The organism is Pseudonocardia sp. 2-7, assembly GCF_056341085.1.
On record NZ_CP094507.1, the window covers coordinates 859,988 to 884,973 of the forward strand.

The window sequence follows — 24,986 nt, forward strand, 5'->3', positions numbered from 1 at the left end:
GTACCTCTCGACCAGACCGTACTTGTCGGTAACCGATGTTCGGGAGACGGCGTGACGAAACCGTCAGGGGTCCGCGGCATGCTCCGGTCCATGACGTCGTGGGGAGACTTCCGGCGGGCCGAGCCCGCGTTCGCCGACCTGTCCGAGCGGATCCTGCGGCGGGGGATCGCGCTCGTGATCGCGACGCTGCGCGCCGACGGGGCACCGCGCGTCTCCGGGATCGAGGTGGTGCTGGACGACGCCGGCGGTGACACCGAGCTCTCCTTCGGGTCGATGCCGGGCGCCCGGAAGGGCTCCGACCTGCGGCGGGACCCGCGGTTCGCGCTGCACGCCGCACCGGCCGACCAGTCCGGAGGGGACCTCGGGGACGGCGACCTGAAGGTGTCGGGCCGGGCGGTGCTGCAGGGCCCGCTGTCCGGGCCGGTCACCGGGGACGCGTTCCGCGTCGATCTCACCGAGGTCGTCTGGACCGGGCTCAACGACGAGCGGAACCGTCTCGTGGTCCGCTGGTGGACCCCCGGTGGCGGGATGCACGAGGTCGCGCGCGAGTGAGCGGTGGGAGGATGCGTGCATGCGCTACGTCGAGCACGTCGTCGATCTGGTCGGGAACACTCCCCTCGTCCGGCTGGGAGCGACGGCCGAGGGCATCGCCCCGCCGGTCCTGGCCAAGGTCGAGTACCTGAACCCCGGTGGATCGGTGAAGGACCGCATCGCCCTGCGGATGGTCGAGGCCGCCGAGGCCTCCGGTGAGCTGCGCCCGGGCGGCACGATCGTCGAGCCGACCTCGGGCAACACCGGGGTCGGGCTGGCGATGGTCGCCCAGCGCAAGGGCTACCAGTGCGTGTTCGTGTGCCCGGACAAGGTCGGCGAGGACAAGCGCAACGTCCTCAAGGCCTACGGCGCCGAGGTCGTGGTGTGCCCGACGGCGGTCGACCCCGAGCACCCCGACTCCTACTACCAGACCTCCGACCGGCTGGTCCGCGAGATCGAGGGCGCCTGGAAGCCCAACCAGTACGCGAACCCGGCCAACCCCGAGTCGCACTACCACTCGACCGGCCCGGAGATCTGGCAGCAGACCGAGGGCCGGATCACCCACTTCGTGGCGGGGATCGGCACCGGCGGCACCATCTCGGGCATCGGGCGGTACCTCAAGGAGCAGTCGAACGGCGCCGTGCGGATCATCGGCGCCGACCCGGAGGGCTCGGTCTACTCCGGCGGCACCGGGCGCCCCTACCTGGTCGAGGGCGTCGGCGAGGACTTCTGGCCGACCACCTACGACCGCGACATCTGCGACGAGATCGTCGCCGTCTCCGACGCCGACTCCTTCGAGATGACCCGCCGCCTCGCCCGCGAGGAGGCGCTGCTCGTCGGCGGTTCCTGCGGGATGGCGACCGTCGCCGCCCTGCGGGTGGCCGCGACGCTGCCCGCGGACGCGGTCGTCGTCGTGCTGCTGCCCGACGGTGGCCGCGGCTACCTCGGCAAGGTCTTCAACGACCGCTGGATGGCCAGCTACGGCTTCCTCCCGCCGTCGCAGGGCGCGACCATCGGCGACGTGCTGCGGCGCAAGGACGGCGCGCTGCCCGCGCTGGTGCACGCCCACCCCAACGAGACCGTCGCCGACGCCGCGCTCTACCTGCGCGAGTTCGGTGTCTCCCAGATGCCGGTGGTCAAGGCGGAGCCGCCGGTCATGGCGGCCGAGGTCGCCGGGTCGGTCAGCGAGCGCGACCTGCTCGACGCGCTGTTCACCGGGCGGGCCAAGCTCTCGGACCGGCTCGAGGACCACATGTCCGATCCGCTGCCGACCCTCGGCGCCGGCGAGTCGGTGCAGGACGCGATGGAGGCCTTCGCCAAGGCCGACGCCGCGCTGGTGCTGGAGGACGGCAAGCCCGCGGGCGTCGTCACCCGGTCCGACGTGATCGCCTTCCTCGGCGGCAACGCCTGACCCGGCCCGCACGGACGCCGGGAGTAGCCTCGGCGTCCATGCAGGGCTTCTCCACACGCGCGATCCACGCCGGCCAGGTCCCGGACCCGACGACCGGCGCGGTCACGACGTCGATCCACACCAGCTCGACCTACGCCCAGGACGGCGTCGGCGGGACCCGCGGGGGGTACGAGTACTCCCGCAGCGCCAACCCGACCCGGACCGTGCTGCAGGACCAGCTCGCCGCCCTGGAGGGCGGCCGGCACGCGCACGCGTTCGGCTCCGGGATGGGGGCGACGGACACGCTCCTGCGGATCCTGCTCAAGCCCGGTGACCACCTGGTCATCCCGCACGACGCCTACGGCGGCACGTTCCGGCTGGTGGACAAGGTGCTGTCCGGGGTCGGTGTCGAGCACACCCCGGTCGACCTCGCCGACCACGACGCCCTGCGCGCGGCGCTGCGGCCCACGACCAGGGTCGTGTGGTGCGAGACCCCGACCAACCCGCTGCTCGGCATCGCCGACATCGCGGCGCTGGCCGGGATGGCGCACTCCGCGGGCGCGCGGCTCGTCGTCGACAACACCTTCGCCTCGCCGTACCTGCAGACGCCGCTGGCGCTGGGCGCCGACGTCGTCGTGCACTCCACGACCAAGTACGTCGGCGGCCACTCCGACGTCGTCGGCGGTGCACTGGTCACCGACGACGACGCCCTGTCCGAGCAGATCGCCTTCGTCCAGAACTCCACCGGTTCGGTGCCCGGCCCGTTCGACGCGTGGCTGACCCTGCGCGGCGCGAAGACCCTCGCGGTGCGCATGGAGCGCCACTGCGACAACGCCGAGCGCGTCGCCGAGATGCTCTCCGCGCACCCCGCGGTGGCCTCGGTGCTCTACCCGGGCCTGCCCGGGCACCCCGGCCACGAGGTCGCGGCCAAGCAGATGCGCCGGTTCGGCGGGATGGTGTCGTTCCTCGCCGCGGGCGGGCGCGACGCGGCGCTGCGGATCTGTGCGGGCACCCGGCTGTTCACCCTCGCCGAGTCCCTCGGCGGGGTCGAGTCGCTGATCGAGCACCCGGGCGAGATGACCCACGCCTCGACCGCGGGGTCGATGCTCGAGGTGCCGGACTCGCTGGTCCGGCTGTCGGTCGGCATCGAGGACGCCGACGACCTGCTCGACGACCTGCGGGCCGCGCTCGACGCGGTCCGGTAGCGCCGCCGGGCGGGCTCAGCTGCGCGACTGCTCCGGCGACGGCGCGGGGGGCTGGACCACCGGCGGCGGCGGGATGACCAGGTCACCCGGGTCCACGCAGCCGCCGACCAGCGACCACGTGCCGTCGCCGCGGGCCTCGTAGCGGCCCGGGTCGGCGCAGCCCGCGTCGTGCACGGTCGCCACCGCGAGCGCGGCCAGACCGGCGGCCAGCAGCAGCGGTGCCGTCGTGCGCAGACGCGTCATTCGCGAGTCCCTCCCGACACCGGGCGCGCAGGAGACGTCACGCCCGGTGAGACACCGGCGAGGTTACCCGGGGCGGTGCGAGACTGCCGGGATGGCCGCCCCCGTCATCCCCCCGGTCACCGCCGACGACGTGCTCTCCGCCCGCGAACTGCTCTCCGGCGTCGTGCGCACCACGCCCGTGGCCGGTGCCCGCGCCCTGTCCGACCTGACCGGCTCCCGGGTCGTACTGAAGTGCGAGAACCTGCAGCGCACGGGCTCGTTCAAGATCCGTGGTGCCTACACCCGCATCGCCCGCCTCTCCGACGACGAACGTGCAGGCGGCGTCGTCGCGGCGTCGGCGGGCAACCACGCCCAGGGCGTCGCGCTCGCCGCACGGCTGCTGGGCGTGCGCGCCACCGTGTACATGCCCGAGCGGGCGGCCCTGCCCAAGGTCGACGCGACCCGCGGCTACGGCGCCGAGGTCGTGCTCACCGGCCGCACCGTCGACGAGGCCGTCACAGCCGCCACCGCGGCCGCCGAACGGTCGGGTGCGGTGTTCGTGCACCCCTTCGACCACCCCGACATCATCGCCGGCCAGGGCACCGTCGGCTGCGAGATCCTCGACCAGGTCCCCGACGCCGGCACAGTGCTGATCTCCGCGGGCGGCGGTGGGCTGCTCGGCGGGACCGCCGCGGTCCTGCGCGCCGCCCGCCCGGACGTCCGGATCGTCGGGGTGCAGGCCGCGGGTGCCGCGGCCTGGCCGTCGTCGCTGGCGGCCGGCGAGCCGATGCCGGTCGGCGGGATGCGCACGATGGCCGACGGGATCGCCGTCGGACGCCCGGGCGACGTGACGTTCGCCCAGGTCAGCAGCCTGATCGACGAGATGGTCACGGTGTCGGAGGACGCGTTGTCCGCGGCGCTGCTGCACTGCCTGGAGCGGGCGAAGATGCTCGTCGAGCCGGCCGGCGCCGCGTCCGTCGCCGCGCTGATGGAGCAGCCCGACCGCTGGCCGGGGCCGGTCGTGTGCGTGCTGTCCGGCGGCAACGTCGACCCGCTCGTGCTGCTGCAGGTCATCCGGCACGGGCTGGTCGCCTCGTCCCGCTACCTCACGCTGCACCTGAGGATGCCCGACCGCCCCGGCGCGCTCGCCGAGCTCCTGGCCCGGGTCGGTCGGCTCGGGGCCAACGTCACCGACGTCGCGCACTCGCGGATCAGCGGCGCGCTCGCGGTGGGGGAGGTCGACGTCGAGCTCAGCGTGGAGACGCGGGGGCCCGAGCACCGCGACGCCATCGTCGCCGACCTGCGCGAGGCCGGGCACGCCGTCGCCACGCCCTGACCCGCCCCGGTCCGCTCCGACCGGCTCCGACACGCTCGACCGGCCCCGACACGCGAACGGGCCCGGCCGACCGGCCGGGCCCGTTCCGCGGGTGGTCGTGGGTCAGCCGGTGAAGGCCTCCACCGACACCAGCGTCACCTTCATGGTTCCGCCGTCGGGCAGCTGGTACTCGCGGGTGTCACCCGGCTTCGCGCCGAGCAGCGCCGCGCCGAGCGGGGAGTTCGGGGAGATGACCTGCAGGTCGCCGTGGCTGCCCTCCTCGCGGGAGCCGAGCAGGACCTTCTCGGTCTCGTCGTCGTCCTCGTAGCGGATCTCGAGGACGGTGCCGGGGGAGGCCTCGTCGGAGCTGGACGGCGCGGTGCCGACCTGGGCGGTGCGCAGCAGCTCCTGCAGCTGACGGATCCGGGCCTCCTGCTGGCCCTGCTCCTCGCGCGCCGCGTGGTAGCCGCCGTTCTCCTTCAGGTCGCCCTCCTCGCGGCGGGCGTTGATCTCCGCGGCGATGACGGGCCGGTTCTCGATCAACCCGTCCAGCTCGGCCTTCAGCCGGTCGTAGGCGTCCTGGGTCAGCCAGGTGGCCTGGGTGTCCGTCACCGTCATCAACTCCTCCAGGAAAACAGGACGTGTCGCCGCCGGGACGCCTGGCGCCCGGCGGGCACACGGGGGTGGCGGCTCCGAGCGGCACGCCCCGAGTAAGGAAAAACACGACCCGCCTGCGGGTCGTGTGGGGCTCACCTTACCACGGAGCGTGCCGCTCATCGCAGCCTTTCGGTGAACGGGCGCGTGTACCGGATAGTTCCCCACCGAGGAATATTCGCAGGTAACGGGGTTGTCGGCGGCCGCACAGCCGCCCCGGTCGCGTCGGCGTCAACCGTCCGTCGCAGACGGGTGCCCCGGCGGGAACAGATGGTGCGGGTGACGGCGTTGCCGATGCCGGAGCCCGTGCTCGGCGCGGTTCCTGTCGGTCCCCTCTGCCAGGATCGTCCCTGAGCACGACCTCGCCGCCCGCCGCCGGCAGACCACCGGCGCGGGACCCGAGTCCGGTGACCGTGGAGGAACCCGCCCCGATGGCTACGCAGTACACCCCGTCCGCCCCGCGCCCGGTCCAGCCGCCGGCGCCCGGCGAGCGTCCCCGGTTGATGACGGTGCACGCCCACCCCGACGACGAGTCGTCGAAGGGCGCGGCGACCACCGCCCGGTACGCCGACGAGGGTCACGAGGTCATGGTCGTGACCTGCACCGGCGGTGAGCGGGGCAGCATCCTGAACCCCGCGATGGACCGGCCGGACGTCCTGGAGAACATGACCGCGGTCCGCAACGCCGAGATGGCGCGCGCCGCCGAGATCCTCGGCGTGCAGCACGTCTGGCTGGGCTTCGTCGACTCCGGCCTGCCCGAGGGCGACCCGAAGCCCCCGCTGCCCGAGGGCTGCTTCGCCCTGGGTGACGTCGAGGAGCAGACCGCGGCCCTGGTGAAGGTCATCCGCGAGTTCCGCCCGCACGTGATCGTCACCTACGACGAGAACGGCGGTTACCCGCACCCGGACCACATCCGCACCCACGTCATTTCGATGGCGGCCTGGGAGGCCGCGGGCGACCCGGCACGCTTCCCGGAGGCGGGGGCTCCGTGGCAGCCGATGAAGCTCTACTACGGCCACGGCTTCTCGAAGGCCCGGCTGGAGGCCTTCCACAACGCGATCGTCGAGTCCGGCCAGGAGTCGCCGTACGCGGAGTGGCTGGAGAACTGGAAGAGCGACCGGCCCGACCCCGGCACCCGGGTGACCACCAAGGTCCCGTGCTCGGACTGGTTCGGCCGGCGCGACGACGCGCTGCGCGCACACGCCACCCAGATCGACCCGGACAGCAGGTTCTTCTTCACCCCGCTCGAGGTGCAGGCCCGGGTGTGGCCCACCGAGGACTACGAGCTGGTCCAGTCCCTGGTCGACACCGAGGTCCCGGAGGACGACCTGTTCGCCGGCATCCCCGTCGAGGTCGGCGGGGAGCGCCGTCGCGCCGGATGAGGGCGCGCGGGCTCCGCGGGTAGCCTGGTCACCGGCCCGCCCCGCAGCTGCGGGGTGGTGCCGGTGATCCGGGAACCGGAGTACGGAGGCGCGTGGCGGTGCAGGTCGAGAACGTGACGGCTGTGGTGAACCAGGTCGTGACGGGGCTGCTCGTCCCGATGCAGGACCGGCCCCCGCCCCCCGGGCAGCTGCCCGAGTTCGGCAACGCGGCCCCCGCCGGCCTGGCGATCGTGCTGCTCCTGCTCCTCGCGACGGTCTTCCTCATCCGCAACATGAGCAAGCGGATCACCCGCCTCCCGGAGTCCTTCGACGGAGAGGACACCGCGACGGGCGGATCCGACCCGGCCGGCACCGCATCCGGGACCGCGACCGACCGCGGCGAGCCGGGACCGGCCCGCTCCTGAGCCGCCGACCCGCGCAGGCGCCGGGTCAGCGCAGCAGGACCAGCCAGATCGCGACGTGGTGGCAGGCCCAGGCCAGCACCGTCGCGGCGTGGAAGAACTCGTGGTAGCCGAACGTCGCGGGCCACGGGTCGGGCCGCCGTAGCGCGTACATGACCGCGCCGACGGTGTAGAGGGCCCCGCCCGCGAGCAGCAGCACGAGCGCGGCCACGCCACCGCCGGCCAGCAGCCCGGGCAGCACGAACACCGCGACCCAGCCGAGCGCGACGTAGATCGGCACCCCGACCCAGGCCGGCGCGGTCGGCCAGGCGAGCTTGAGCGCGACCCCGGCGAGCGCCCCGCCCCAGACGACGGCGAGCACCCAGGTGGCGGTCGCCGCGGGGAGCGCCAGCACCGAGACCGGCGTGTAGGTGCCCGCGATGAACAGGAAGATCATCGAGTGGTCGAGGCGCTTCATCAGCCGTCGCCGGGCCGGATCGGCCCAGGTGTGCCGGTGGTACAGCGCGCTGATCCCGAACAGGCCGAACGTGGTCAGCGTGTAGACGGCCGTGGCCGCGGCCGCGGAGGCCCCGACGAGCGCCCCCGCGACACTGATGAGCGCGGCGCAGGCGAAGACGGAACCGACGAGGCTCCACAGGTGCAGCCAGCCCCGCAGACGGGGCTTGAGCGGTGCGGACGGGGCGATGCTCACGCACCCCGACGTTACGGGTCGCGACGGCGGGGGTCCCGTCCGGCGGACGAACGCCACACCCGGGACTAGGCTCCCTGTACGTGGCCCTCCGAGACCTGCTCTACACGGTGTACGAGCGCAGGATCCTGCGTCAGATCGCGGGGGCCGAGCAGCCCAGGCACGTGGCGCTCATCCTCGACGGCAACCGCCGCTGGGCGCGGGAGGCGGGTCTGGCCGACCCCGCGGAGGGGCACCGTGCCGGCGCGGCGAAGATCGCCGAGATGCTCGGCTGGTGCTCCGAGGCCGGCGTCGAGGTCGTCACGGTGTTCCTGCTGTCCACCGACAACCTGGACACCCGCTCCCCGGAGGAGCTCAAGGACCTCCTGGAGATCATCGCCGGGGTCGTCGACGACCTCTCCGGCCCGGACACCCCGTGGCGGCTGCGAGTCGTCGGCGCGATGGAGTTGCTGCCGAGCAGCCTGGCCGACCGGCTGACCGCGGCGGTCGCCCGTACCAGCGACCGCGGGGGCATCCAGCTGAACGTCGCCGTCGGCTACGGCGGCCGCCAGGAGATCGCCGACGCCGTCCGCAAGATGCTGCTGACCCAGGCGGAGGCGGGACGGACGATCGAGGAGCTCGCGGAGTCGCTCGACGTCGACCACATCGCGGAGCACCTCTACACCTCCGGACAGCCCGACCCGGACCTCGTCATCCGGACCAGCGGTGAGCAACGACTGTCGGGGTTCCTGCTGTGGCAGTCGGCCCATTCGGAGTTCTGGTTCTGCGAGGCCTACTGGCCCGAGTTCCGCCGCGTCGATTTCCTGCGGGCACTGCGCGACTTCGGCGCACGGCACCGACGTTTCGGCGGATGAATTCAGATCGACCGTAACCTCCGGTCGACTCGCTCGTTATAGATGTCCCGGAAACGGGGATCGCGATCCCCGGAAACGGGAAAGACCCCGGGAGCGGACTCCCGGGGCCTTCCGCGCGTCGGTGACGCGAGGTCTTACTTGCCACCGCCGTGGTGCTTGCCACCGTCGATGTCGACCTTGTCGCCGTTGTCGGCGGCGTTGGTGCAGTCGACGCTGTTGTCCGACTTGACGCCCGACTTGTTGTACGCCTCGCTGAACAGACCGCCCAGGGCACCCTGGACCAGGCTGTTGCCGTTGAGGGCGGTCCCGCAGGCCTGCGGCGAGACGTTGATGTTGTTGTTGGACAGGTTCACCAGGCCGGCGCTGTTCTTCTGCGCGACGCCCTCGGAGTCCTCGACGGTCGAGGCCTTGGCCTTGTTGCCGCTGAAGTAGCTCTCGTGGGACTTGGTGTTACCGCTGTCCTTGATGTGGGTGTCGCCACCGTGCTCACCCGCGAACGCGAGCGGGCTCAGCGCGACGAGCGACGCGGCGCCGGCCGCGGCAACGATTCCAGCCTTCTTCAGCACAGTCCGTCTCCTGTTAGTCGGAGAGCGCGCCCGACCAAGGTGCGCGACTCTCAGTACCTGTCGACGCTCGAACCGGGGAGCCCGCATCGACTGCGTGTCAATCTAACGGACGCTTTCGCGCTCGACAATCTGACCCTGCGTAATTCTTCGACGGAGTCGACGAATCATTCGTGTACCTGGGGATTCGTCGCCGCACTCGCAGCGCGGTTGGCGTGGCGTGCGGGCGTGTCGGCACTGCGGCGGACGGGGCAGTGCGGTGGGAGCCGTCCGGGGGAGGCGTACGGACAGTGCCGACGGCACCGGGATCCGGCTGTGCGGCCCGCCGCGCGGGTGGGCATCGCCTTCACGAGTTCGGCGCCGGCCGCGACGGTCGAGCCGGGTGGGTCTCGGAGGTGGGCCGTGCCGGAGGAGGGCTCAGGTCGGCGGGCGAACCCGGGGGGTGCCGCATGAGTCGAACCGGTGCGGGCGACCCGGTTCGGCTCCCGGCCCGGCCGCATGATCACCGGTTGTGGAGTCAGGCGTCCGCCACGCGGACGTTCCGCTCCACAACCGGTGATCATGGCGGCGTCGGGCGTCCGGCATCTCGCGCGAGGTCGTGAGCGCCGGACGTGGCGCGCACGGGCCGGGACGGCGGCGGTCGAGGCGGGGGCGGTCGACGCGAGGACTGTCGGGCGGCCGGGGCGGCCGCGACCGAGGCGGCCGGGGCGCCGGGGGTGACCGGGCGCGAGGCTGCTGGGACGTCGGGCGACCGGATCTGCCGCGACCGAGGGCCGCCGGGCGGCTGAGCGGCAGTCGCGTGCCGGGGGCGCCGGGAAGTCGGGCGGCCTCACGGCCGCCGGTGCGAAGGAGGTCGGGCGGCAGGAGGGTCGCCGGGCGCGGGTGTCGCCGCCGGGTGCGAGGGGAGGCAGGCTTCGTGTACGGAGCGTGGTCAGGAAGCCGAGGAATCGGAGTGGCGCCCGGAGGTGTCGACACGACGGGGTGAGCACGACCGTCGGTCCCTGGAAAACGATGACCCGGCGGAATCCCGGTCACCCGGGAGTGGGCGCGGGCCGGAACGCAAGAATGCCCCGGAGCAGAAGCTCCGGGGCATTCTCAGATCTGCGAGGAGATCAGCCGATCGAGTCGCCGGCGCCGGCCTCCTGGCCGCAGTTGTCCGACTGGTCGGTCGTCGAGTCGCCCGACTTGGCCTGGGCCTTGCCCAGGATGCCCAGGGCGCCGGTGACGCCGTTGAGGGCGGAGGCGTCCTCGACCGGGACCTGCACGCCCAGCACGTTGACCGGGACGTTGTTGTTGCAGGCCTGGATCGGCACGTTGACGTTGTTGCCGTTCAGGCCGGCGATGAGGCCCTTGGCGTCCTTGTCGATGACGTTCTCGGCACCGTGGTGGTGGCCGCCCTTGTGGCCGTGGTCGCCGTCCTTGTCGCCGGCGAAGGCGAGCGGGGACAGGGCGAGCAGGGACGCGGCGGAGGCCGCAACCACGATTCCAGCCTTCTTCAGCACAGTTTTCTCCTGTTGAGTCTCGAGTCCGCCCGAAGCCGGTCTCACGCGTGCCGGCACGCTGACGAGGGGGAGCCCGTACCGACTGCGAGAAAAGCTACCGCTGTTATTCCTGCGAAACAAATCTCGTGACCCTATCGAGGTACACTTTCACTGACGGTTCCGATACTCCCCAAACAGGTTGTTCCGGTCCCGTGCGACCGAGCCGTCGCCGACCCGAACCGTGCACTCTGCGTGGCCGGGTACGTCCGAACGGATGCGTCACCGGCGGCCCTCGCCGTCGTTCCGCTCCGGGCCCGCCTACGCTCCGGGGATGGACCTGCTGCACGCGACGGCGGAGCTCGCGTCGCGGGTGGACCGGCTGCGGCCGGGTGTGCTGGACGGGCCGCCGCCGTACCCGTCGATCGCCCGGCGGGTGGCCGCGGAGCCGGTCGGGGACCCGGCGGCGCTGGTCGTCACGGCCGGACGGCTGCGTGCGCAGGTCGCGGCGGCGGGACTCCCGGACGGTCGTCGCCGGTACCTGGACGCGCTCCTGGTCGCGCTGCGCTGCCGGGCCCGGCTGCTCGCCGGTGAGGACGTCGGCTACGTCGAGCAGGTCCGCGACCTGTTCGGAGTGCTCCCGCGCCGCAGCGAGCCGGACGAGCTGCACGAGGCGCACCGCAGGCTGGCGGCGGTGCTGCCCGGGCGCGGTCCGCTGGCCGCCCGGATGCGGGACCACCGGGCCGCCGACGTCGTCCCGGCGGAACGGCTGGCCGCTGCGGTCACCGCCGTCGTCGCCGAGCTGCGCCGCCGCACCCACGACACGCTGGGGCTCCCGGACGGCGAGCACGCCGACGTCGACCTCGTCGGCGCCCGGCCCTGGACGGCGTTCACCCGCTACCGCGGCGGCCTGCGCAGCCGGATCTCGGTCGCGACGACCGGTCGGGTGCGGGCCGGCTCGCTGCTGCCGCTGCTCGCCCACGAGGTCTATCCCGGTCACCACCTGCAGTACTGCCGGGCCGAGGTCGCGTCGGCGCGGTACCCGGAGCTGGCGCTGCGGCTGGTCCACAGCCCGCAGGGGCTGGTCGCGGAGGGGGCGGCGGAGGCCGCCGTCGCCGTGGTGCCCGGCCCCGGCTGGGGCGCGGTCGCCGAACGCGTCCTCGCGGGCGCGGGCGTGCGCCTCGACGGCCCGGCGGCCGAGCGGATCGAACGGGAGCTGGACCTGCTGGGCCGGGTCCGGCTCGACGCCGCCCTCATGCGGCACGTCGACGGCGCCGGCCCCGACGCGGTGCTCGCCCACCTCGCACGCTGGCTGCTGGTCGACGACGACCGGGCGCGGCGCATGCTCGACTTCCTCGACCATCCCCAGTGGCGCACCTACCCGGTCACCTACGCCGAGGGCGGCCCGCTCGTGCGCGCCCGGCTCGCCAGCGCCCCGGAGGGCCCCGCCGCCGCGCTGGCGACGCTGCTCGACACCCCGGTCCTGCCGTCGGATCTGGTCACCGACGGTGGCGCCGCGCACGGTCCGGAACGCGGTGGACCGACCGCCGCCGCGGTCGGGGTACTCCGTCCGCCGCACCTCGGCTGAGCCGAACGGCCCGCCACCGAACGAGGTGCCGTTACCCGATCCGACGTCGGACGGTACCGATCACACGATGAACGGCACGTTACGACTGTTCCATCAGGGGTCAACGTAGCGATCGGACGGAGAGTTGCTATTGACCGCACGAGGGTGACCACTAGTAGCGTCCATGACGACGGGCTGTACCCGATGCGGCCCGTTCGGGAGGCCCTGGAGTGGTGTCACACGCACCCGAGAGGGCCGGCACCCGGCCCTTGCGGGCGTGCCGGCCGGAGGACCGCCATGGTCCCTCCGCGTCGTCGCGGCCCGCACCGGGGCCGGCCGGCCCGACGCAGAGCAGGCGCGGTGCCGCGCCTGCGAGGGAGCACCCGTGACCGATCGTCGTCCCGCCCTCACCGACCCGACCTCCGCACCCCAGGGGTCCGTCGGGGACGCACCGGCAGGTACCACCCGCTGCTATGTGCTCGACACGTCCGTGCTGCTGTCCGACCCCTGGTCGCTGCAGCGCTTCGACGAGCACCAGGTCGTCCTGCCGCTCGTCGTCATCAGTGAGCTGGAGGCCAAGCGTCACCACCCCGAGCTGGGCTGGTTCGCCCGGACCGCGCTGCGCCAGCTCGACGAGCTGCGCGTCAAGCACGGCCGTCTCGACGCCCCCGTGCCGATCGGCGAGTCCGGCGGCACGTTGCACGTCGAGCTGAACCACTCCGACCCCACGGTCCTGCCGGCCGGGTTCCGCACCGACTCGAACGACTCGCGGATCCTGGCCTGTGCGCTGAACCTCAAGGCGGACCCGGCAGCGCCGGCGGACGTCACGCTGGTCACCAAGGACATGCCGTTGCGGGTCAAGGCCGCCGCGGTCGGTCTGGACGCCGACGAGTACCACGGCCAGGACGTGCTGTTCTCGGGCTGGACCGGCATGACCGACCTGGAGGTGACCCCCGAGGACGTCGACGCGTTGTTCCGCGACGGCGTCATCGACCACGACGAGGCCCGCGACCTGCCCTGCAACACGGGGTTGCGGCTCGTGGGGGCGTCGAACGCGCTCGGGCGGGTCACCGCGGACAAGCGGGTCAAGCTGGTGCGCGGGGACCGGGAGGCGTTCGGGCTGCACGGCCGTTCCGCCGAGCAGCGGATCGCGCTGGACCTCCTGCTGGACAACGAGGTCGGGATCGTCTCCCTCGGCGGCCGGGCCGGGACGGGCAAGTCGGCGCTCGCGCTGTGCGCCGGCCTGGAGGCGGTGCTGGAACGACGCCAGCACCGCAAGATCGTCGTCTTCCGGCCGCTCTACGCCGTCGGCGGGCAGGACCTCGGCTACCTGCCCGGCAGCGAGGTCGAGAAGATGCAGCCCTGGGCGCAGGCCGTCTTCGACACCCTGGGCGCGATGGTCAGCCAGGACGTCATCGACGAGGTCATCGCCCGCGGGCTGCTGGAGGTCCTGCCGCTGACCCACATCCGCGGCCGGTCGCTGCACGACACCTTCGTGATCGTCGACGAGGCGCAGTCGCTGGAGCGCAACGTGCTCCTCACCGTGCTGTCCCGGCTCGGGACGGCGTCGCGCGTCGTGCTCACCCACGACGTCGCGCAGCGGGACAACCTGCGCGTCGGGCGGCACGACGGTGTCAACGCCGTCATCGAGAAGCTCAAGGGCCACCCGCTGTTCGCGCACGTCACGCTGACCCGCAGCGAGCGCTCGCCGATCGCCGCGCTGGTCACGGAGATGCTGGAGGGACCGAACTCCTGAGGTGCCGGGCCCGGCCCCCGTCCGCAGCCGCGGACGGGGGCCGTGTGCTCAGTCGAACAGGTCCGGGTCGGTACGGACGACCTCGTCCCACAGCGGCTGGTAGGAGAACCAGCCGGCGTAGGGGGTACCGGTCTGCTCGGCGGTGAACCGCGCGTTGACGTGGTCGACGAGCGTCGGCGTCCCCGCGGCCTCGGCGAGCAGCTGCGCCTGGCAGTTGCGCTCGGTCGAGATGAACCACCAGGCGGCCTCGGCGACGGTCTCGCCGACGGAGAAGATCCCGTGGTTCTGGTGGAACACCATCTTCCGGCCGGTCAGTCCGCGGGCCAGCGCCCGGCCCGCCTCCGGGTCGAGCACGACCGCGCCCGCCCCCTCGTGGACGACGCCGTGGTTCTCGTAGAGGGCGCAGGCGTCCTGGGTGATGGGGTCCAGCGGGCGGCCCAGCGACGACCACGCCTTGCCGTACACCGAGTGGGCGTGGGCGGCCGCGACGACGTGCGGGTGCTCGGCGTGCACGGCCGAGTGGATGACGAACCCGGCCTGGTTCACCGGGCGGTTCCCGTGCCGGACCGTGCCGTGGTGGTCGACCATGATCAGGTCCGAGACCCGGATGTGCCGGAAGCTCATGCCGAACGGGTTGACCCAGAACATCTCCGGGTCCTCCGGGTCGCGCACGGTGATGTGCCCGGCGACGCCCTCCCCGAAGCCGAACCGGCCGAAGATCCGGAACGCGCCGGCGAGCTGCTGCTTGCGGTGCAGCCGCTCCTCGGCCGAGGTGGCGAACGTCGGTGGCGTGGGCAGACCGCCGGTACCACCGCCGCCGAGAGCGGCGGTACCGGAGCTGCTGGTGGTGGTGGTGTCCTGCGTGGGGGCGGCCATGACCCGACCGTGCGCCGGATCACGCCCCGGGTCAAGCGGTGGGTCAGAGGCCGTGCGGGGTGCCCTCGGTGAACCCCGCGGTGGTCTGCACCCCGACGACGGACCGCTCGTGCAGCTCGTCGACCGAGCGCGCGCCGGCGTAGGTGCACGCGGAGCGGACGCCCGAGCAGATCTCGTCGAGCACGTCCTCGACGCCCGGCCGGTCCGGGTCCAGCCGCTGGCGCGAGGACGAGATGCCCTCCTCGAACAGCGACTTGCGGGCCCGGTCGAACGCGTTGTCCCCGCGGGTACGGGCGCCGACCGCGCGCTTGGACGCCATCCCGAACGACTCCTTGTACGCGCGGCCGTGCTCGTCGCGCAGCAGGTCGCCGGGGGACTCGTAGGTGCCCGCCAGCCAGGAGCCGATCATCACCGAGGCCGCGCCCGCGGCGAGGGCGAGGGCCACGTCGCGCGGGTGGCGCACCCCGCCGTCGGCCCAGACGACGGCGCCGCGCTCGCGGGCCGCGGCGGCGCACTCGGCGACCGCGGAGAACTGCGGGCGCCCGACGCCGGTCATCATCCGGGTCGTGCACATGGCGCCGGGGCCGACGCCGACCTTGACGATGTCGGCGCCCGCGTCGACCAGATCGGCGACGCCCTCGGCGGTGACCACGTTGCCGGCGGCGACCGGGACCGCGGCTCCGGCCTGGTCGACCACACGGCGGACCGCGCCGAGCGCGTCGAGCATCTTCTCCTGGTGGCCGTGCGCCGTGTCGACGACGAGCACGTCCACACCGGCGTCGAGCAGGGCCTTCGCCTTCACCGCGACGTCGCCGTTGATACCGATCGCGGCCGCGGTGCGCAGCCGGCCCGCGCCGTCGAGGGCGGGGGAGTAGATCCCGGCCCGGATCGCGCCGAGCGGAGTGAGCAGGCCCGCGAGGCGGCCGTCGCCGTCGAGGCCGAGCGCCACCGCCTTCCGGCCGGCGTCGAGCTGCTCGAACACCTCGCGCGGCTCGGTGCCCAGCGGCAGCGCCAGCGGGTCCGGATCGAGGACTTCGGCGAGCCGGGTGAAGCGGTCCACCCCCGCGCAGTGCGCCTCGGACACGGTCCCGACCGGACGGCCGCCGTCGTCGACGACCACGACGGCGTCGTGGGCCCGCTTGGGCAGCAGGTTCAGCGCGTCGGCCACCGCGTCGGAGGTACGCAGCACCAGCGGGGTGTCCCACACCGGGTGCCGGGACTTGATCCAGGACACGATCCCGGCGACGGCGTCGGTCGCCACGTCCTGCGGCAGCACCGTCAGCGCGCCGCGGCGGGCGAGGGTCTCGGCCATCCGGCGGCCGGCGACGGCGGTCATGTTCGCCGCGACGACCGGGACCGTGGCCCCGGAGCGGTCCGGGGCGGTGAGGTCCACGTCGAACCGGGACGTCACCGTGGAACGGCGCGGGACGAGGAAGACGTCGTCGTAGGTGAGGTCGTGCTCGGGCCGGCGGTCGTCGAGGAAGCGCACGGTATCGGGACTGTACGCCCCCGGCCGCCTCGTCACGTGCCCGTCACGTGTCGACAACCGTCGGGCAACCACGGATGCCTACCGTCGGGTACATGCCGGTGCCGTCGCCGAACCCCCGTGTGCGTGCTGCCGACGTACGCCGGCTCCGGGACCTGCTGCGCATCGCCGTGGCCGGGCGCGGGCGCCCCGGGGACCTGCTCCCCGGCGAGGACGAGCTGATGGTCGGCCACGGTGTACCGCGCAGCGCCGTCCGTGCCGCGCTGGGGCTGCTCCGCGAGGAGGGGCTGCTGCGACCCGGGCCGACCGCGCACCGGATCGTCGCCCGCCCGCACTACCCCGGACGGGCCGCGGTCACCGGTACGGGTACCCGGCTCCCGCGCTGGCTGGAACGCACCGGGATCGCCGCGCCCGACGTGCTCGCCGACTGGCTCGGCGTGCCGGTCGGGGCACCGTGCCTGCGCACCGAGTGCGTCTCGGCCACGGCCGGTGGCGGCGCGGTGCTGGAGACCCACTACCTGGCCACCGAGGCCGCGGCGCTGCTGCTCGCGGTGCCCGGGACCGGCCCCTTCGACCGGCAGCTGTCCGAGGCCGGGCTGCACCCGGCGTCGGCGGGCACCCGCTCCGGGCCGGTGCCGGCCGACCCGGACTCCGCGGCGCTGCTCGGTGTCGCCGCCGGCACGCCGCTGCTGGGCGCCGAACGGACCCTGACCGGTGACGACGGCCGCGTCCTCGCGGTCAGCGTGCTGCGTGCCGACCCGGCCGGGTCGGTGCCCGCGGCCCGCGACGGCGCCGCGGCCGCTCAGCCCGACAGCAGCGCCCGCACCGCGTCGAGCGAGTCGGCCTCGGCCGGGGTCTTGTCCGGGCGGTAGCGCAGCACCCGGGCGAAGCGCAGCGCGACCCCGCCCGGGTAGCGGGTGCTGCGTTGCGCGCCGTCGAGCGCGATCTCGACGACGAGCTCGGGTCGCAGATGCACCACGCCCGGCTCGCGCGCCGTCTCGTACTCCGGGAAGGTCGCGGTCTGCCAGGCCAGCAGCTCGTCGGTCATCCCCTTGAACGTCTTGCCGACCATCACCGGCTCCCCGCCGTCCGGGTCGCGGGCGCCGAGGTGGATGTTCGACAGCGACCCGGTCCGCCGCCCGTAGCCCCACTCGGCGCCCAGCACCACCAGGTCCAGGGTGTGCACCGGCTTCACCTTCTGCCAGGCCCTGCCGCGCCGCCCGGCCGCGTACGGCGCGGCCAGGTCCTTCACGACGACGCCCTCGTGCCCCGCCGACAGCGCCTCGGACAGGACCGCGGCCGCCTGCTCCGGCGACGGCCGCCGCACCCCCGGCATCCGCAGCGCGGCGTGGGTGTCCGCGGCGAGCAGCCCGGCGAGCGCGTCGAGCCGGACCTCGGCGGGCTCGTCGACCAGGTCACGGCCGTCGAGGTGGAGCAGGTCGAAGAAGAACGGCGACAACAGGACGTCCGGTACCCGCTCCTCGGTGCCGAACCGGCTCATCGTGTCCTGGAACGGGCGGGGGCGGCCTTCGTCGTCGAGGGCGAGGGTCTCGCCGTCGAGCACCGCGGTGTCGCACGGCATCCCCCGCACCAGCTCCACCAGCTCGGGCACGCGAGCGGTGATCTCGCGCAGCGTGCGCGTCCACACCCGCACCCGGTCGCCGCGGCGGTGCACCTGGATGCGGGCGCCGTCGAGCTTGTGCTCGACGGTGACGTCGGTGCCGAGCCCGGCCAGCGCGGCGTCGAGCGAGTCGCCGGGGGAGGCGAGCATCGGCCGGACCGGCCTGCCCACCTCCAGCCCGACCGCGGCGAGGGCGTCCTGTCCGCCGGTCAGCGCGGTGGCCGCGGTCTCCGGCAGCCGGCCGGACAGCATGAACGCGCGGCGCACCGCGGGCGCGGCCACCTCGGAGGCGGCGGCGACGGCGTCCACCATCAGCCCCTCCAGGGCGCCCTGGCGCAGCTCGCCGGTGAGCAGACGGTGCAGGAAGCGCTGCTCCTCGGTGGTCGCGGCGCCGTACAGCTCGGTGAGCAGCTCGCGGCGCCGGGCCGCCGAGCCGGTCCCCGCGGTGCCGGCCAGCTCGTCGAGCAGTGCGTCGACCTGCCCCACCGTCAGCGACGGCTCCGCCGCGGCCGGCACGTCGACGCCCGACAGCGTCCGCCAGCCGGTCCCGATCCGGCCCTGCCGGGGCACCCCGGACAGCCAGGCGACGACCGGCACGACCTCGGCCGGCGCGGCGGTGCGCAGCAGCCCGGCGAGCGCGGCGGTCTTCTCCTTGCGCGCGCGGGTCGCCCCGACCGCGGCCGAGGTGGTGACGACGTCGGTGAACAGCACCGGGTCAGTGAAGCAGCGACCCCCGACAGTCCGCGCGTCGTCGGATCAGGCGGTGCGCGCCGCCTGCGGTACCGGGACGGGGCGCGGGCCGGACGCGGCGGGCGGCAGGATCGCGCGGCGCCACAGCTCGGCGACCGGGACGACCCCGCGGCAGGTGCCGTCCGGGGCGACGACGACCAGGTCGTCGTAGCCGCGGGCCGGGTCGCCGGACAGGCCGATCTCCATCGCGCGGTGCAGCGGGGTCCGCTCGTCGACGGTCCGCGGCGGGTCCGCCAGCTCGGCCGCCGGCTTCTCGGCCCACAGCGCGTACCCGAACCGGCCGGCCAGCTGGAGCAGGACGCGGCTGCGGTCGAGGTAGCCGACCGGCCGGTGCGCCCGGTCGACCAGGACGATCCCGGCCGAGTCGGGACGGGCGCGCAACGCCTCGCGTGCGGTGTCGCCGACGGCGTCGTCGGGCAGGGTCACGGCCGGCACGGCGAGCCCGCGCACCGGGGGACCGGCCGGGACGGGCACCGGGGTGGCGGCCGGCTCCGGCGTCCCGCCGCGCTCCGGCGCCGGGTGGCCGGGCCCGGGACGCCCCGGGACGGGACGGACGGCGGCGGCCCGGCCGGCGGCGGGCTGTGGCATCGCGCTCAGCAGGCCGAGCAGCTCCGCGCGGGTCGCCGGGTCGGCCTCGGGCGCGGCGCGCGTCCCACCCAGCAACGGGCCCTGGGCGAACGCGATCCCAGTCGCGAACAGCCCCGTCAGCCGGGCCGCGTCGCGGACCCCGGTCGCGGCGACCGGCGCCCCGACCGCGCGGGACACCTCGACCACGGCGCGGACGGCGGCGCCGGTCCCCGTGTCGAGCACCCCGTCGCAGAGGTCCGGCTCGAGCTTCACCACGTCCGGCCGGACGGCGGCCACGAGCTCCGGACCGAACGCGCGCCCGGCCCCGTCGAGACCGATCCGGAACCCCCAGCGCCGCAGCTCGGCCAGTGCCAGGACGAGGTGCTCCGCCGGTGCGGCCGCGGCGATCGGCGGGCCGACCTCCAGCAGGGGAGCGACCGGGTCGGAGGTGCCGCCGAGCATGGCGCGCAGCCGGCCGCGGGCGTGGAGGACGGTGTCCGCGGCGACGTCGACCTGCACCGGGACGGCGGCACCCCAGGACCGGGCGGACGCGACCGCGGAGACCGCGGTGCCCGCGTCGAGCTCGGCGATCCGGCGGGCGTCCCAGCCGCGGTCGCGGGCCGCGACGGCCACCGCGTCGTGGTGCAGTCGCGGCACGACCTCGACCCCGGTGCAGCGACCGGAGCGCAGATCGTGCACAGGGACGTACGCGAAGCGCTGGTCGGGCATCGGAGGGATCCGTTCGGGTGACGGTGATCGACTGACGCACACACGGTGTCACGTCGATGTGGACCGAACGGGGACGCGGAGGTGAACAGCGGATGGACTGACCCGGTGCGCCCGGCCGGTGACCGGGCGCAGCCGGGATCAGGAGCGCTTCTCGCCGCGGGTCATCGCCAGCACGTCCAGGGCACGGTCCAGCTCGTCCTCGGTGAGCGTCCCGTTCGCCACGTGCCCGCGCTCGATCACGACCTCGCGGATCGTCCTCCGCTCCTTCAGTGCCTGCTTCGCGACGGCCGCCGCCTCCTCGTAGCCGATCCTCGAGTTCAGCGGGGTGACGATCGACGGGGACGACTCGGCGTACTCGCGGGTGCGCTCGAGGTCGGCCTCCATGCCGTCGACGACCTTGTCGGCGAGCAGCCGGGCGGCGTTCGCGATCAGCCGGGCGGACTCCAGAACGTTGCGCGCCATCACCGGCATCATCACGTTCAGCTCCAGGTTGCCCTGGCTGCCGGAGAAGCCGACCGTCGCGTCGTTGCCCATGACCTGCGCGCAGACCATCATCGTGGCCTCGCAGATCACCGGGTTGACCTTGCCCGGCATGATCGAGCTGCCCGGCTGCAGGTCCGGCAGGTGGATCTCGGCCAGCCCGGTGCGCGGCCCGGACGACAGCCAGCGCAGATCGTTGGCGATCTTGTAGAGCGACACGGCCACGGTCCGCAGCGCGCCGGAGGCCTCGACCAGGCCGTCGCGGGAGCCCTGGGCCTCGATGTGGTCGGTGGCCTCGGTGAGCTGCTCCAGGCCGGTCGCCTCGCGCAGCTTCGCGACCACGGCGGCGCCGAACCCGTCCGGGGCGTTCAGCCCGGTGCCGACCGCGGTCCCGCCGATCGGCAGGACGGCGAGGCGGGGGAGCGCGTCGCGGACGCGGGCGGCGCCGTAGCCGGCCTGGCTGGCCCAGCCCCCGGCCTCCTGGCCGAGGGTGATCGGGACGGCGTCCATGAGATGGGTGCGGCCGGCCTTCACGACCTCCGACCAGTCCGCCGCACGGCGGCGCAGCGCGGCCTCGAGGTGCTGCAGCGCCGGGACCACCTCGGTCGCCAGCGCCTCGGTGGCGGCGAGGTGGATGGTCGTCGGGAAGACGTCGTTCGACGACTGCGAGGCGTTGACGTGGTCGTTCGGGTGCACGTCGGTGCCGGCGCGGGCGGCCAGCGAGGCGATCACCTCGTTGGCGTTCATGTTCGACGACGTGCCCGAGCCCGTCTGGAAGACGTCGACCGGGAAGTGGTCGTCGTGCCCGCCCGCAGCCACCTCGTCGGCGGCCGCGGCGATCGCGCGGGCCCGGTCGTCGTCCAGTACGCCCAGCTCGCCGTTCACCCGGGCCGCGGCCGCCTTGACCAGGCCGAGCGCGCGGATCTGGGCGCGCTCCAGGCCGCGGCCGGAGATCGGGAAGTTCTCCACCGCGCGCTGGGTCTGGGCCCGCCACAGCGCGTCGGCGGGGACCCGGACCTCGCCCATGGTGTCGTGCTCGATGCGGAAGTCCTCGCTCATGGGCTGAGGTCTACTCCTCCGCGACCCGTCCCGCAGTGTTAAGTGAGCCTAACCTCACGGCAGCGGCGGGGCCTCGCCCTCGACGCCGTCGAAGTCGACGGAGGAGAACTCGCGCAGCTTGGTGAGACGGTGGTAGCCGTCGATCAGCCGGACGGTGCCGGACTTGGACCGCATCACGATCGACTGGGTGGTCGCCCCGCCACCCCGGTAGTGGACGCCGCGCAGCAGGGGGCCGTCGGTGATGCCGGTGGCGCAGAAGAAGACGTTCTCGCCGCGCACGAGCTCGGCGGTGGTCAGGACCTTGTCGAGGTCGTGGCCCGCGGCGAGGGCCTTCTCGCGCTCGGCGTCGTCCTTGGGCCACAGCCGGCCCTGGATCTCGCCGCCCATGCACTTCAGCGCGGCCGCGGTGATGATCCCCTCCGGGGTGCCGCCGACGCCGTAGAGCATGTCCACGCCCGAGGTGGGACGCGCTGCGGCGATGGCACCGGCGACGTCGCCGTCGGAGATGAAGGCGATGCGGGCACCGGCCGCGCGGATCTCGGTGACGATCTGCTCGTGGCGGGGGCGGTCGAGCACGCAGACGGTGACGTCGGCGACGTCGATCTCCTTGGCCCGCGCGACCCGGCGGATGTTCTCCGCGACCGGTGCGGTGATGTCGATGGCGTCCGCGGCCTCCGGCCCGACCGCGATCTTCTCCATGTAGAAGACGGCGGACGGGTCGAACATGGCGTCCCGCTCGGCGACGGCGAGCACCGCGAGGGCGTTGGGCATGCCCTTGGCCATCAGCGTGGTGCCGTCGATGGGGTCGACGGCGACGTCGCAGAACGGGCCCTCGCCGTTCCCGACCTCCTCGCCGTTGAACAGCATCGGGGCCTCGTCCTTCTCGCCCTCGCCGATGACGACGACGCCGCGCATCGACACCGAGGAGATGAGCTGGCGCATGGCGTCGACGGCGGCACCGTCCCCGCCGTTCTTGTCGCCCTTGCCGACCCAGCGGCCCGCGGCCATCGCGGCGGCCTCGGTGACCCGGACCAGCTCCATCGCCAGGTTGCGGTCGGGCGCCTCACGACGGCGGGGGGTGGCGGGACTGGCGGGCTGGCTCACGGATACGTCTCCATTCACGGGCGGCGTGCTCGTCGGCGACGTCCCCTCGTCCGGGTTCCCACGGGCGTACGGGGAGGCGCCCGGCGATCCTCGCACGCCCGACGTCGGGGGAGCAGCGATGAGCGACCGACGCCATGCCTGGGACGATGGACACGTGAGCGCACGACCTGACCCGGGAACGCCGTCGCCGGACTCCTCGGAGCCCGCCGGGCCCCCGGCTGTCCCGGACCCGGCCGACACCTCCGGTACCGCCGGGGCCGCCGAACGGGCCACGGCCGGTGGCACCGGCCCGGACCCGGTTCCGGCTGCGGACCCGGCCGCCGCGCCCGCGGGTGCGGCCCGGTCCGGGAGGCCGCAGCCGCCGCCGGTGACCCGCCGGATCCCCGAGGCGGGTCCGCAGGCGATGCACAAGCCCGCCCGTGGCGACACGTCGGTGCGCGACCTGATCTGGGCCTGCCTGATCCTCGTCCCGGTCGCCCTGCTGATCTTCTCGGTCGGCGGGTCCTGCTCGTTCTCGCCCGGCGCCCCGGCCGAGGACGCCGCGTCGGCCCCCACCGTCGACGCCCCGGCCCGGATCGCCGAGTACGCCCGTGGCTCGGCCTTCCCGCTGCGGCTGCCGGACGTCCCGTTCCGGGTCAACTCCACCGACCGCGGCCCGGTGGAGGGCGGCGGCACCGCCGTGCGCATCGGCTTCGTCACCCCCGACGCGGACTTCCTGAGCCTGGTCCAGACCGACGGCTCGGTCGAGGGTGTCCTCGCCACCGAGTCCGGTTCCGCGGGACGCGGCGACGGCCCGCCGACGATGCGCGGCACCGTGCAGGCGGGCGGCCTGACCTGGGAGGTCTACGGCGCCGAGGGCGGCGAGCCCTTCCGGATCGCGACGCTGCCCGGACGGCCGGAGGTCCGCGTCCTGGTGACGGGCTCCGCGTCGGACGCGCAGTTCCGCACCCTCGCCGACGCCCTCGTGGCGGCACCTCCGGTCGCGCCCGCAGGATCCTGATCCGTCTCGGTGACGCTGACGCGGCACCGGCGGGACGCGCGGGGCGAACCCGGCTCCGGACGGTCGCGACCTGCCTCAGCGGCCGAGAACGGTGTCGAGCCAGTCGAACGTGCGCTGGTGGAACAGCAAGAGCGCCCCCTCGTGGCAGTGCTCCCCGCCTCCCTCGTCCTCGCGGAACACGATCAGCTCCTTGACCGAGGTGAGCTCGTCGTACACGCGTTGCGGCTGTCCCCGGAAGAACTGGTCGTTCTCCGCCTCCAGCACCAGCGTCGGGCACCTGATGAGCCCCGTCACCCCGTTCATCGTGTAGGGCCCGGCCGCGTCGAGGAGCTCGTCGAAGTCGCGTACGCCGAAGGTCCACAGCCCGTTGAGCACGGCCCAGCGCGCACCCGTGTCCCGGGCCATCAGGGCGTCCAGCCCGCCGGGGGTCGCCGCGGCGCGGTCACCGATCGCGGCGACGACCGGCCGGAAGTCGTGGACGCCGTCGTACAGCACCGCGGCGGCCGGCCGTGGCTCGAAGGCGGCGGCCCTGGCGGCCAGGTACCCGCCCAGGCTCATGCCGATCAGGGTGAGGCGCTCCGGGTCGACCTCGGGCTGGGCGAGGGCGAGGTCGACGGCCGGTGTGACGACGGCCTCCCAGTCCGGGCGGAAGTGCAGGCCCCGGTCCCGGAGGCTGCGGCCCTGGCCCGGGCCGTCGAAGGCCAGGACGTCGTAGCCGCGCCGCAGTGCGCCGGCCGCGAGCGCGAAGTAGTCCTCCTCGAGGGTGGAGTCGTAGCCGCCGTGGAAGAGCACGGTGGACCGGCGGACCCCGGAGTCGTCGACCAGGAACAGGTAGCCCGGCAGCGACACGTCCTCGTAGGGGATCTCGACGGCCCGGACCGGGGTGTCGAAGAGGGTGACCGCGTCCGCGAACGTCTGCTGCGACGCGGTGGCGAGCCGGGCGGACTCCGTGTCCTGCGCGGGGTTCTCGCGCCGGTAGAAGTCAGTGGTCCGGTAGTAGTTCGACGCACGCAGCAGGGCCTCCCGGGCGCTCACCGGGTGACCGGCCGCCTGCGCGTCGCGACCGATGAGCTCGACCTGCGCCGCGGTCGCGGCCCATCGCGTCGACCAGGCGTCATGGTCGCCCTCCGGGATGTCCCGGCAGGTCACCAGGACCTCGCCGAGGTCGGCGCCGGCGTAGGCCGCGTAGCCGGCCGCGCGCAGCGCCTCGAAGGAGAAGGACTCGTCGTCGAAGAGGAACTTCATCGCCACCTCCGGTGGCCAATGGAACGAAACGGTATCGTTCCGTTGGAACGGTAGGCAGGACCG

23 protein-coding genes are annotated in these 24,986 nt (G+C 73.9%); 11 read left to right on the forward strand and 12 right to left on the reverse strand.

The annotated features are described in order from the left end of the window. The first annotated feature begins 90 nt into the window (after nt 1-90). The 3 genes from MTO91_RS04405 to MTO91_RS04415 are packed head-to-tail and all read left to right on the forward strand — an operon-like array spanning nt 91 to nt 3,126. A complete protein-coding gene (locus tag MTO91_RS04405) occupies nt 91-552 on the forward strand; it encodes a pyridoxamine 5'-phosphate oxidase family protein (protein ID WP_350590057.1) in 462 nt (153 codons plus the stop codon). 19 nt (nt 553-571) lie between these two features. After that, nucleotides 572-1,942, forward strand: coding sequence for a cystathionine beta-synthase (locus MTO91_RS04410; RefSeq protein ID WP_476653860.1), 1,371 nt, complete (start codon nt 572-574; stop codon nt 1,940-1,942). A 38-nt stretch (nt 1,943-1,980) separates the two neighbouring features. Beyond that, the gene (locus MTO91_RS04415; RefSeq protein ID WP_405419300.1) at nt 1,981-3,126 is read left to right on the forward strand and encodes a cystathionine gamma-synthase; all 1,146 of its coding nucleotides are present in this window, start codon (nt 1,981-1,983) and stop codon (nt 3,124-3,126) included. Nucleotides 3,127-3,141: 15 nt separating this feature from the next. On the opposite strand, the gene MTO91_RS04420 is transcribed toward MTO91_RS04415, so the two are convergent. Continuing rightward, nucleotides 3,142-3,369 (reverse strand): hypothetical protein, encoded by a 228-nt coding sequence (locus tag MTO91_RS04420; protein ID WP_073577681.1) that lies wholly within the window; start codon nt 3,367-3,369, stop codon nt 3,142-3,144. A gap of 91 nt (nt 3,370-3,460) precedes the next feature. On the opposite strand from MTO91_RS04420, the gene ilvA reads away from it, so the two are divergent. After that, nucleotides 3,461-4,684 (forward strand): threonine ammonia-lyase, encoded by a 1,224-nt coding sequence (ilvA, locus tag MTO91_RS04425; RefSeq protein ID WP_346108033.1) that lies wholly within the window; start codon nt 3,461-3,463, stop codon nt 4,682-4,684. Between the two features lie 102 nt (nt 4,685-4,786). Here ilvA and greA read toward each other — a convergent pair whose 3' ends face one another. After that, nucleotides 4,787-5,275, reverse strand: coding sequence for a transcription elongation factor GreA (gene greA / locus MTO91_RS04430; RefSeq protein ID WP_174525543.1), 489 nt, complete (start codon nt 5,273-5,275; stop codon nt 4,787-4,789). Nucleotides 5,276-5,748: 473 nt separating this feature from the next. On the opposite strand from greA, the gene mca reads away from it, so the two are divergent. After that, the gene (mca, locus tag MTO91_RS04435; protein WP_405419297.1) at nt 5,749-6,699 is read left to right on the forward strand and encodes a mycothiol conjugate amidase Mca; all 951 of its coding nucleotides are present in this window, start codon (nt 5,749-5,751) and stop codon (nt 6,697-6,699) included. Between the two features lie 92 nt (nt 6,700-6,791). Beyond that, nucleotides 6,792-7,103: a hypothetical protein gene (locus MTO91_RS04440; RefSeq protein WP_476653861.1), complete on the forward strand. Its 312-nt coding sequence runs from the start codon at nt 6,792-6,794 to the stop codon at nt 7,101-7,103. Between the two features lie 25 nt (nt 7,104-7,128). Here MTO91_RS04440 and trhA read toward each other — a convergent pair whose 3' ends face one another. Then, nucleotides 7,129-7,791: a PAQR family membrane homeostasis protein TrhA gene (gene trhA / locus MTO91_RS04445; protein ID WP_476653862.1), complete on the reverse strand. Its 663-nt coding sequence runs from the start codon at nt 7,789-7,791 to the stop codon at nt 7,129-7,131. Nucleotides 7,792-7,871: 80 nt separating this feature from the next. On the opposite strand from trhA, the gene MTO91_RS04450 reads away from it, so the two are divergent. After that, nucleotides 7,872-8,642 carry an isoprenyl transferase gene (locus tag MTO91_RS04450; protein ID WP_208818822.1) on the forward strand — a complete coding sequence of 257 codons (771 nt, stop codon included), beginning with the start codon at nt 7,872-7,874 and terminating at the stop codon, nt 8,640-8,642. Between the two features lie 134 nt (nt 8,643-8,776). Here MTO91_RS04450 and MTO91_RS04455 read toward each other — a convergent pair whose 3' ends face one another. Both MTO91_RS04455 and MTO91_RS04460 read right to left on the reverse strand, forming a co-directional pair. Continuing rightward, nucleotides 8,777-9,208, reverse strand: coding sequence for a hypothetical protein (locus MTO91_RS04455; protein ID WP_062400354.1), 432 nt, complete (start codon nt 9,206-9,208; stop codon nt 8,777-8,779). Between the two features lie 1,109 nt (nt 9,209-10,317). Then, on the reverse strand, nt 10,318-10,707 hold the full coding sequence (locus tag MTO91_RS04460) for a hypothetical protein (RefSeq protein WP_208818823.1): 390 nt from the start codon (nt 10,705-10,707) through the stop codon (nt 10,318-10,320). A gap of 310 nt (nt 10,708-11,017) precedes the next feature. On the opposite strand from MTO91_RS04460, the gene MTO91_RS04465 reads away from it, so the two are divergent. Further along, entirely contained in the window at nt 11,018-12,271 is a 1,254-nt protein-coding gene (locus MTO91_RS04465) for a DUF885 domain-containing protein (RefSeq protein WP_476653863.1), read from the forward strand. A 454-nt stretch (nt 12,272-12,725) separates the two neighbouring features. Continuing rightward, nucleotides 12,726-14,006, forward strand: coding sequence for a PhoH family protein (locus tag MTO91_RS04470; RefSeq protein WP_062400360.1), 1,281 nt, complete (start codon nt 12,726-12,728; stop codon nt 14,004-14,006). Between the two features lie 48 nt (nt 14,007-14,054). Here MTO91_RS04470 and MTO91_RS04475 read toward each other — a convergent pair whose 3' ends face one another. Then, nucleotides 14,055-14,882 carry a class II aldolase/adducin family protein gene (locus MTO91_RS04475; protein ID WP_476653864.1) on the reverse strand — a complete coding sequence of 276 codons (828 nt, stop codon included), beginning with the start codon at nt 14,880-14,882 and terminating at the stop codon, nt 14,055-14,057. Nucleotides 14,883-14,925: 43 nt separating this feature from the next. Continuing rightward, nucleotides 14,926-16,371 (reverse strand): GuaB1 family IMP dehydrogenase-related protein, encoded by a 1,446-nt coding sequence (locus MTO91_RS04480; RefSeq protein ID WP_208818826.1) that lies wholly within the window; start codon nt 16,369-16,371, stop codon nt 14,926-14,928. A gap of 92 nt (nt 16,372-16,463) precedes the next feature. Here MTO91_RS04480 and MTO91_RS04485 point away from each other — a divergent pair, with 92 nt between their 5' ends. Beyond that, a complete protein-coding gene (locus MTO91_RS04485) occupies nt 16,464-17,240 on the forward strand; it encodes a UTRA domain-containing protein (protein ID WP_476653865.1) in 777 nt (258 codons plus the stop codon). On the opposite strand, the gene MTO91_RS04490 is transcribed toward MTO91_RS04485, so the two are convergent. The 4 genes from MTO91_RS04490 to glpX all read right to left on the reverse strand — a co-directional run bounded on the left by MTO91_RS04490 (nt 17,171) and on the right by glpX (nt 22,615). Then, nucleotides 17,171-18,700 (reverse strand): ATP-dependent DNA ligase, encoded by a 1,530-nt coding sequence (locus tag MTO91_RS04490; protein WP_476653866.1) that lies wholly within the window; start codon nt 18,698-18,700, stop codon nt 17,171-17,173. The genes MTO91_RS04485 and MTO91_RS04490 overlap by 70 nt on opposite strands. 45 nt (nt 18,701-18,745) lie before the next feature. Beyond that, nucleotides 18,746-20,035, reverse strand: coding sequence for an EAL domain-containing protein (locus tag MTO91_RS04495; protein ID WP_476653867.1), 1,290 nt, complete (start codon nt 20,033-20,035; stop codon nt 18,746-18,748). A gap of 138 nt (nt 20,036-20,173) precedes the next feature. Beyond that, nucleotides 20,174-21,574 (reverse strand): class II fumarate hydratase, encoded by a 1,401-nt coding sequence (locus MTO91_RS04500; protein WP_476653868.1) that lies wholly within the window; start codon nt 21,572-21,574, stop codon nt 20,174-20,176. 54 nt (nt 21,575-21,628) lie between these two features. Beyond that, nucleotides 21,629-22,615, reverse strand: coding sequence for a class II fructose-bisphosphatase (gene glpX / locus MTO91_RS04505; RefSeq protein WP_178374467.1), 987 nt, complete (start codon nt 22,613-22,615; stop codon nt 21,629-21,631). Nucleotides 22,616-22,832: 217 nt separating this feature from the next. Here glpX and MTO91_RS04510 point away from each other — a divergent pair, with 217 nt between their 5' ends. Beyond that, nucleotides 22,833-23,678: a DUF4245 domain-containing protein gene (locus tag MTO91_RS04510; protein WP_476653869.1), complete on the forward strand. Its 846-nt coding sequence runs from the start codon at nt 22,833-22,835 to the stop codon at nt 23,676-23,678. Nucleotides 23,679-23,753: 75 nt separating this feature from the next. Here the strand turns inward: MTO91_RS04510 and MTO91_RS04515 are convergent, their stop codons facing one another. After that, nucleotides 23,754-24,923 (reverse strand): alpha/beta hydrolase family protein, encoded by a 1,170-nt coding sequence (locus MTO91_RS04515; protein ID WP_476653870.1) that lies wholly within the window; start codon nt 24,921-24,923, stop codon nt 23,754-23,756. Nucleotides 24,924-24,986: the final 63 nt, after the last annotated feature.

Coding starts and splice junctions, on each gene's coding strand:
- MTO91_RS04500 (WP_476653868.1), bottom strand. CDS start 21,574: ATGAGCGAGGACTTCCGCATCGAGCACGACACCATGGGCGAGGTCCGG.
- glpX (WP_178374467.1), bottom strand. CDS start 22,615: ATGGAGCTGGTCCGGGTCACCGAGGCCGCCGCGATGGCCGCGGGCCGC.
- mca (WP_405419297.1), top strand. CDS start 5,749: ATGGCTACGCAGTACACCCCGTCCGCCCCGCGCCCGGTCCAGCCGCCG.
- MTO91_RS04415 (WP_405419300.1), top strand. CDS start 1,981: ATGCAGGGCTTCTCCACACGCGCGATCCACGCCGGCCAGGTCCCGGAC.
- ilvA (WP_346108033.1), top strand. CDS start 3,461: ATGGCCGCCCCCGTCATCCCCCCGGTCACCGCCGACGACGTGCTCTCC.
- MTO91_RS04475 (WP_476653864.1), bottom strand. CDS start 14,882: ATGGCCGCCCCCACGCAGGACACCACCACCACCAGCAGCTCCGGTACC.
- MTO91_RS04405 (WP_350590057.1), top strand. CDS start 91: ATGACGTCGTGGGGAGACTTCCGGCGGGCCGAGCCCGCGTTCGCCGAC.
- MTO91_RS04485 (WP_476653865.1), top strand. CDS start 16,464: ATGCCGGTGCCGTCGCCGAACCCCCGTGTGCGTGCTGCCGACGTACGC.
- MTO91_RS04515 (WP_476653870.1), bottom strand. CDS start 24,923: ATGAAGTTCCTCTTCGACGACGAGTCCTTCTCCTTCGAGGCGCTGCGC.
- MTO91_RS04465 (WP_476653863.1), top strand. CDS start 11,018: ATGGACCTGCTGCACGCGACGGCGGAGCTCGCGTCGCGGGTGGACCGG.
- MTO91_RS04495 (WP_476653867.1), bottom strand. CDS start 20,035: ATGCCCGACCAGCGCTTCGCGTACGTCCCTGTGCACGATCTGCGCTCC.
- MTO91_RS04420 (WP_073577681.1), bottom strand. CDS start 3,369: ATGACGCGTCTGCGCACGACGGCACCGCTGCTGCTGGCCGCCGGTCTG.
- MTO91_RS04410 (WP_476653860.1), top strand. CDS start 572: ATGCGCTACGTCGAGCACGTCGTCGATCTGGTCGGGAACACTCCCCTC.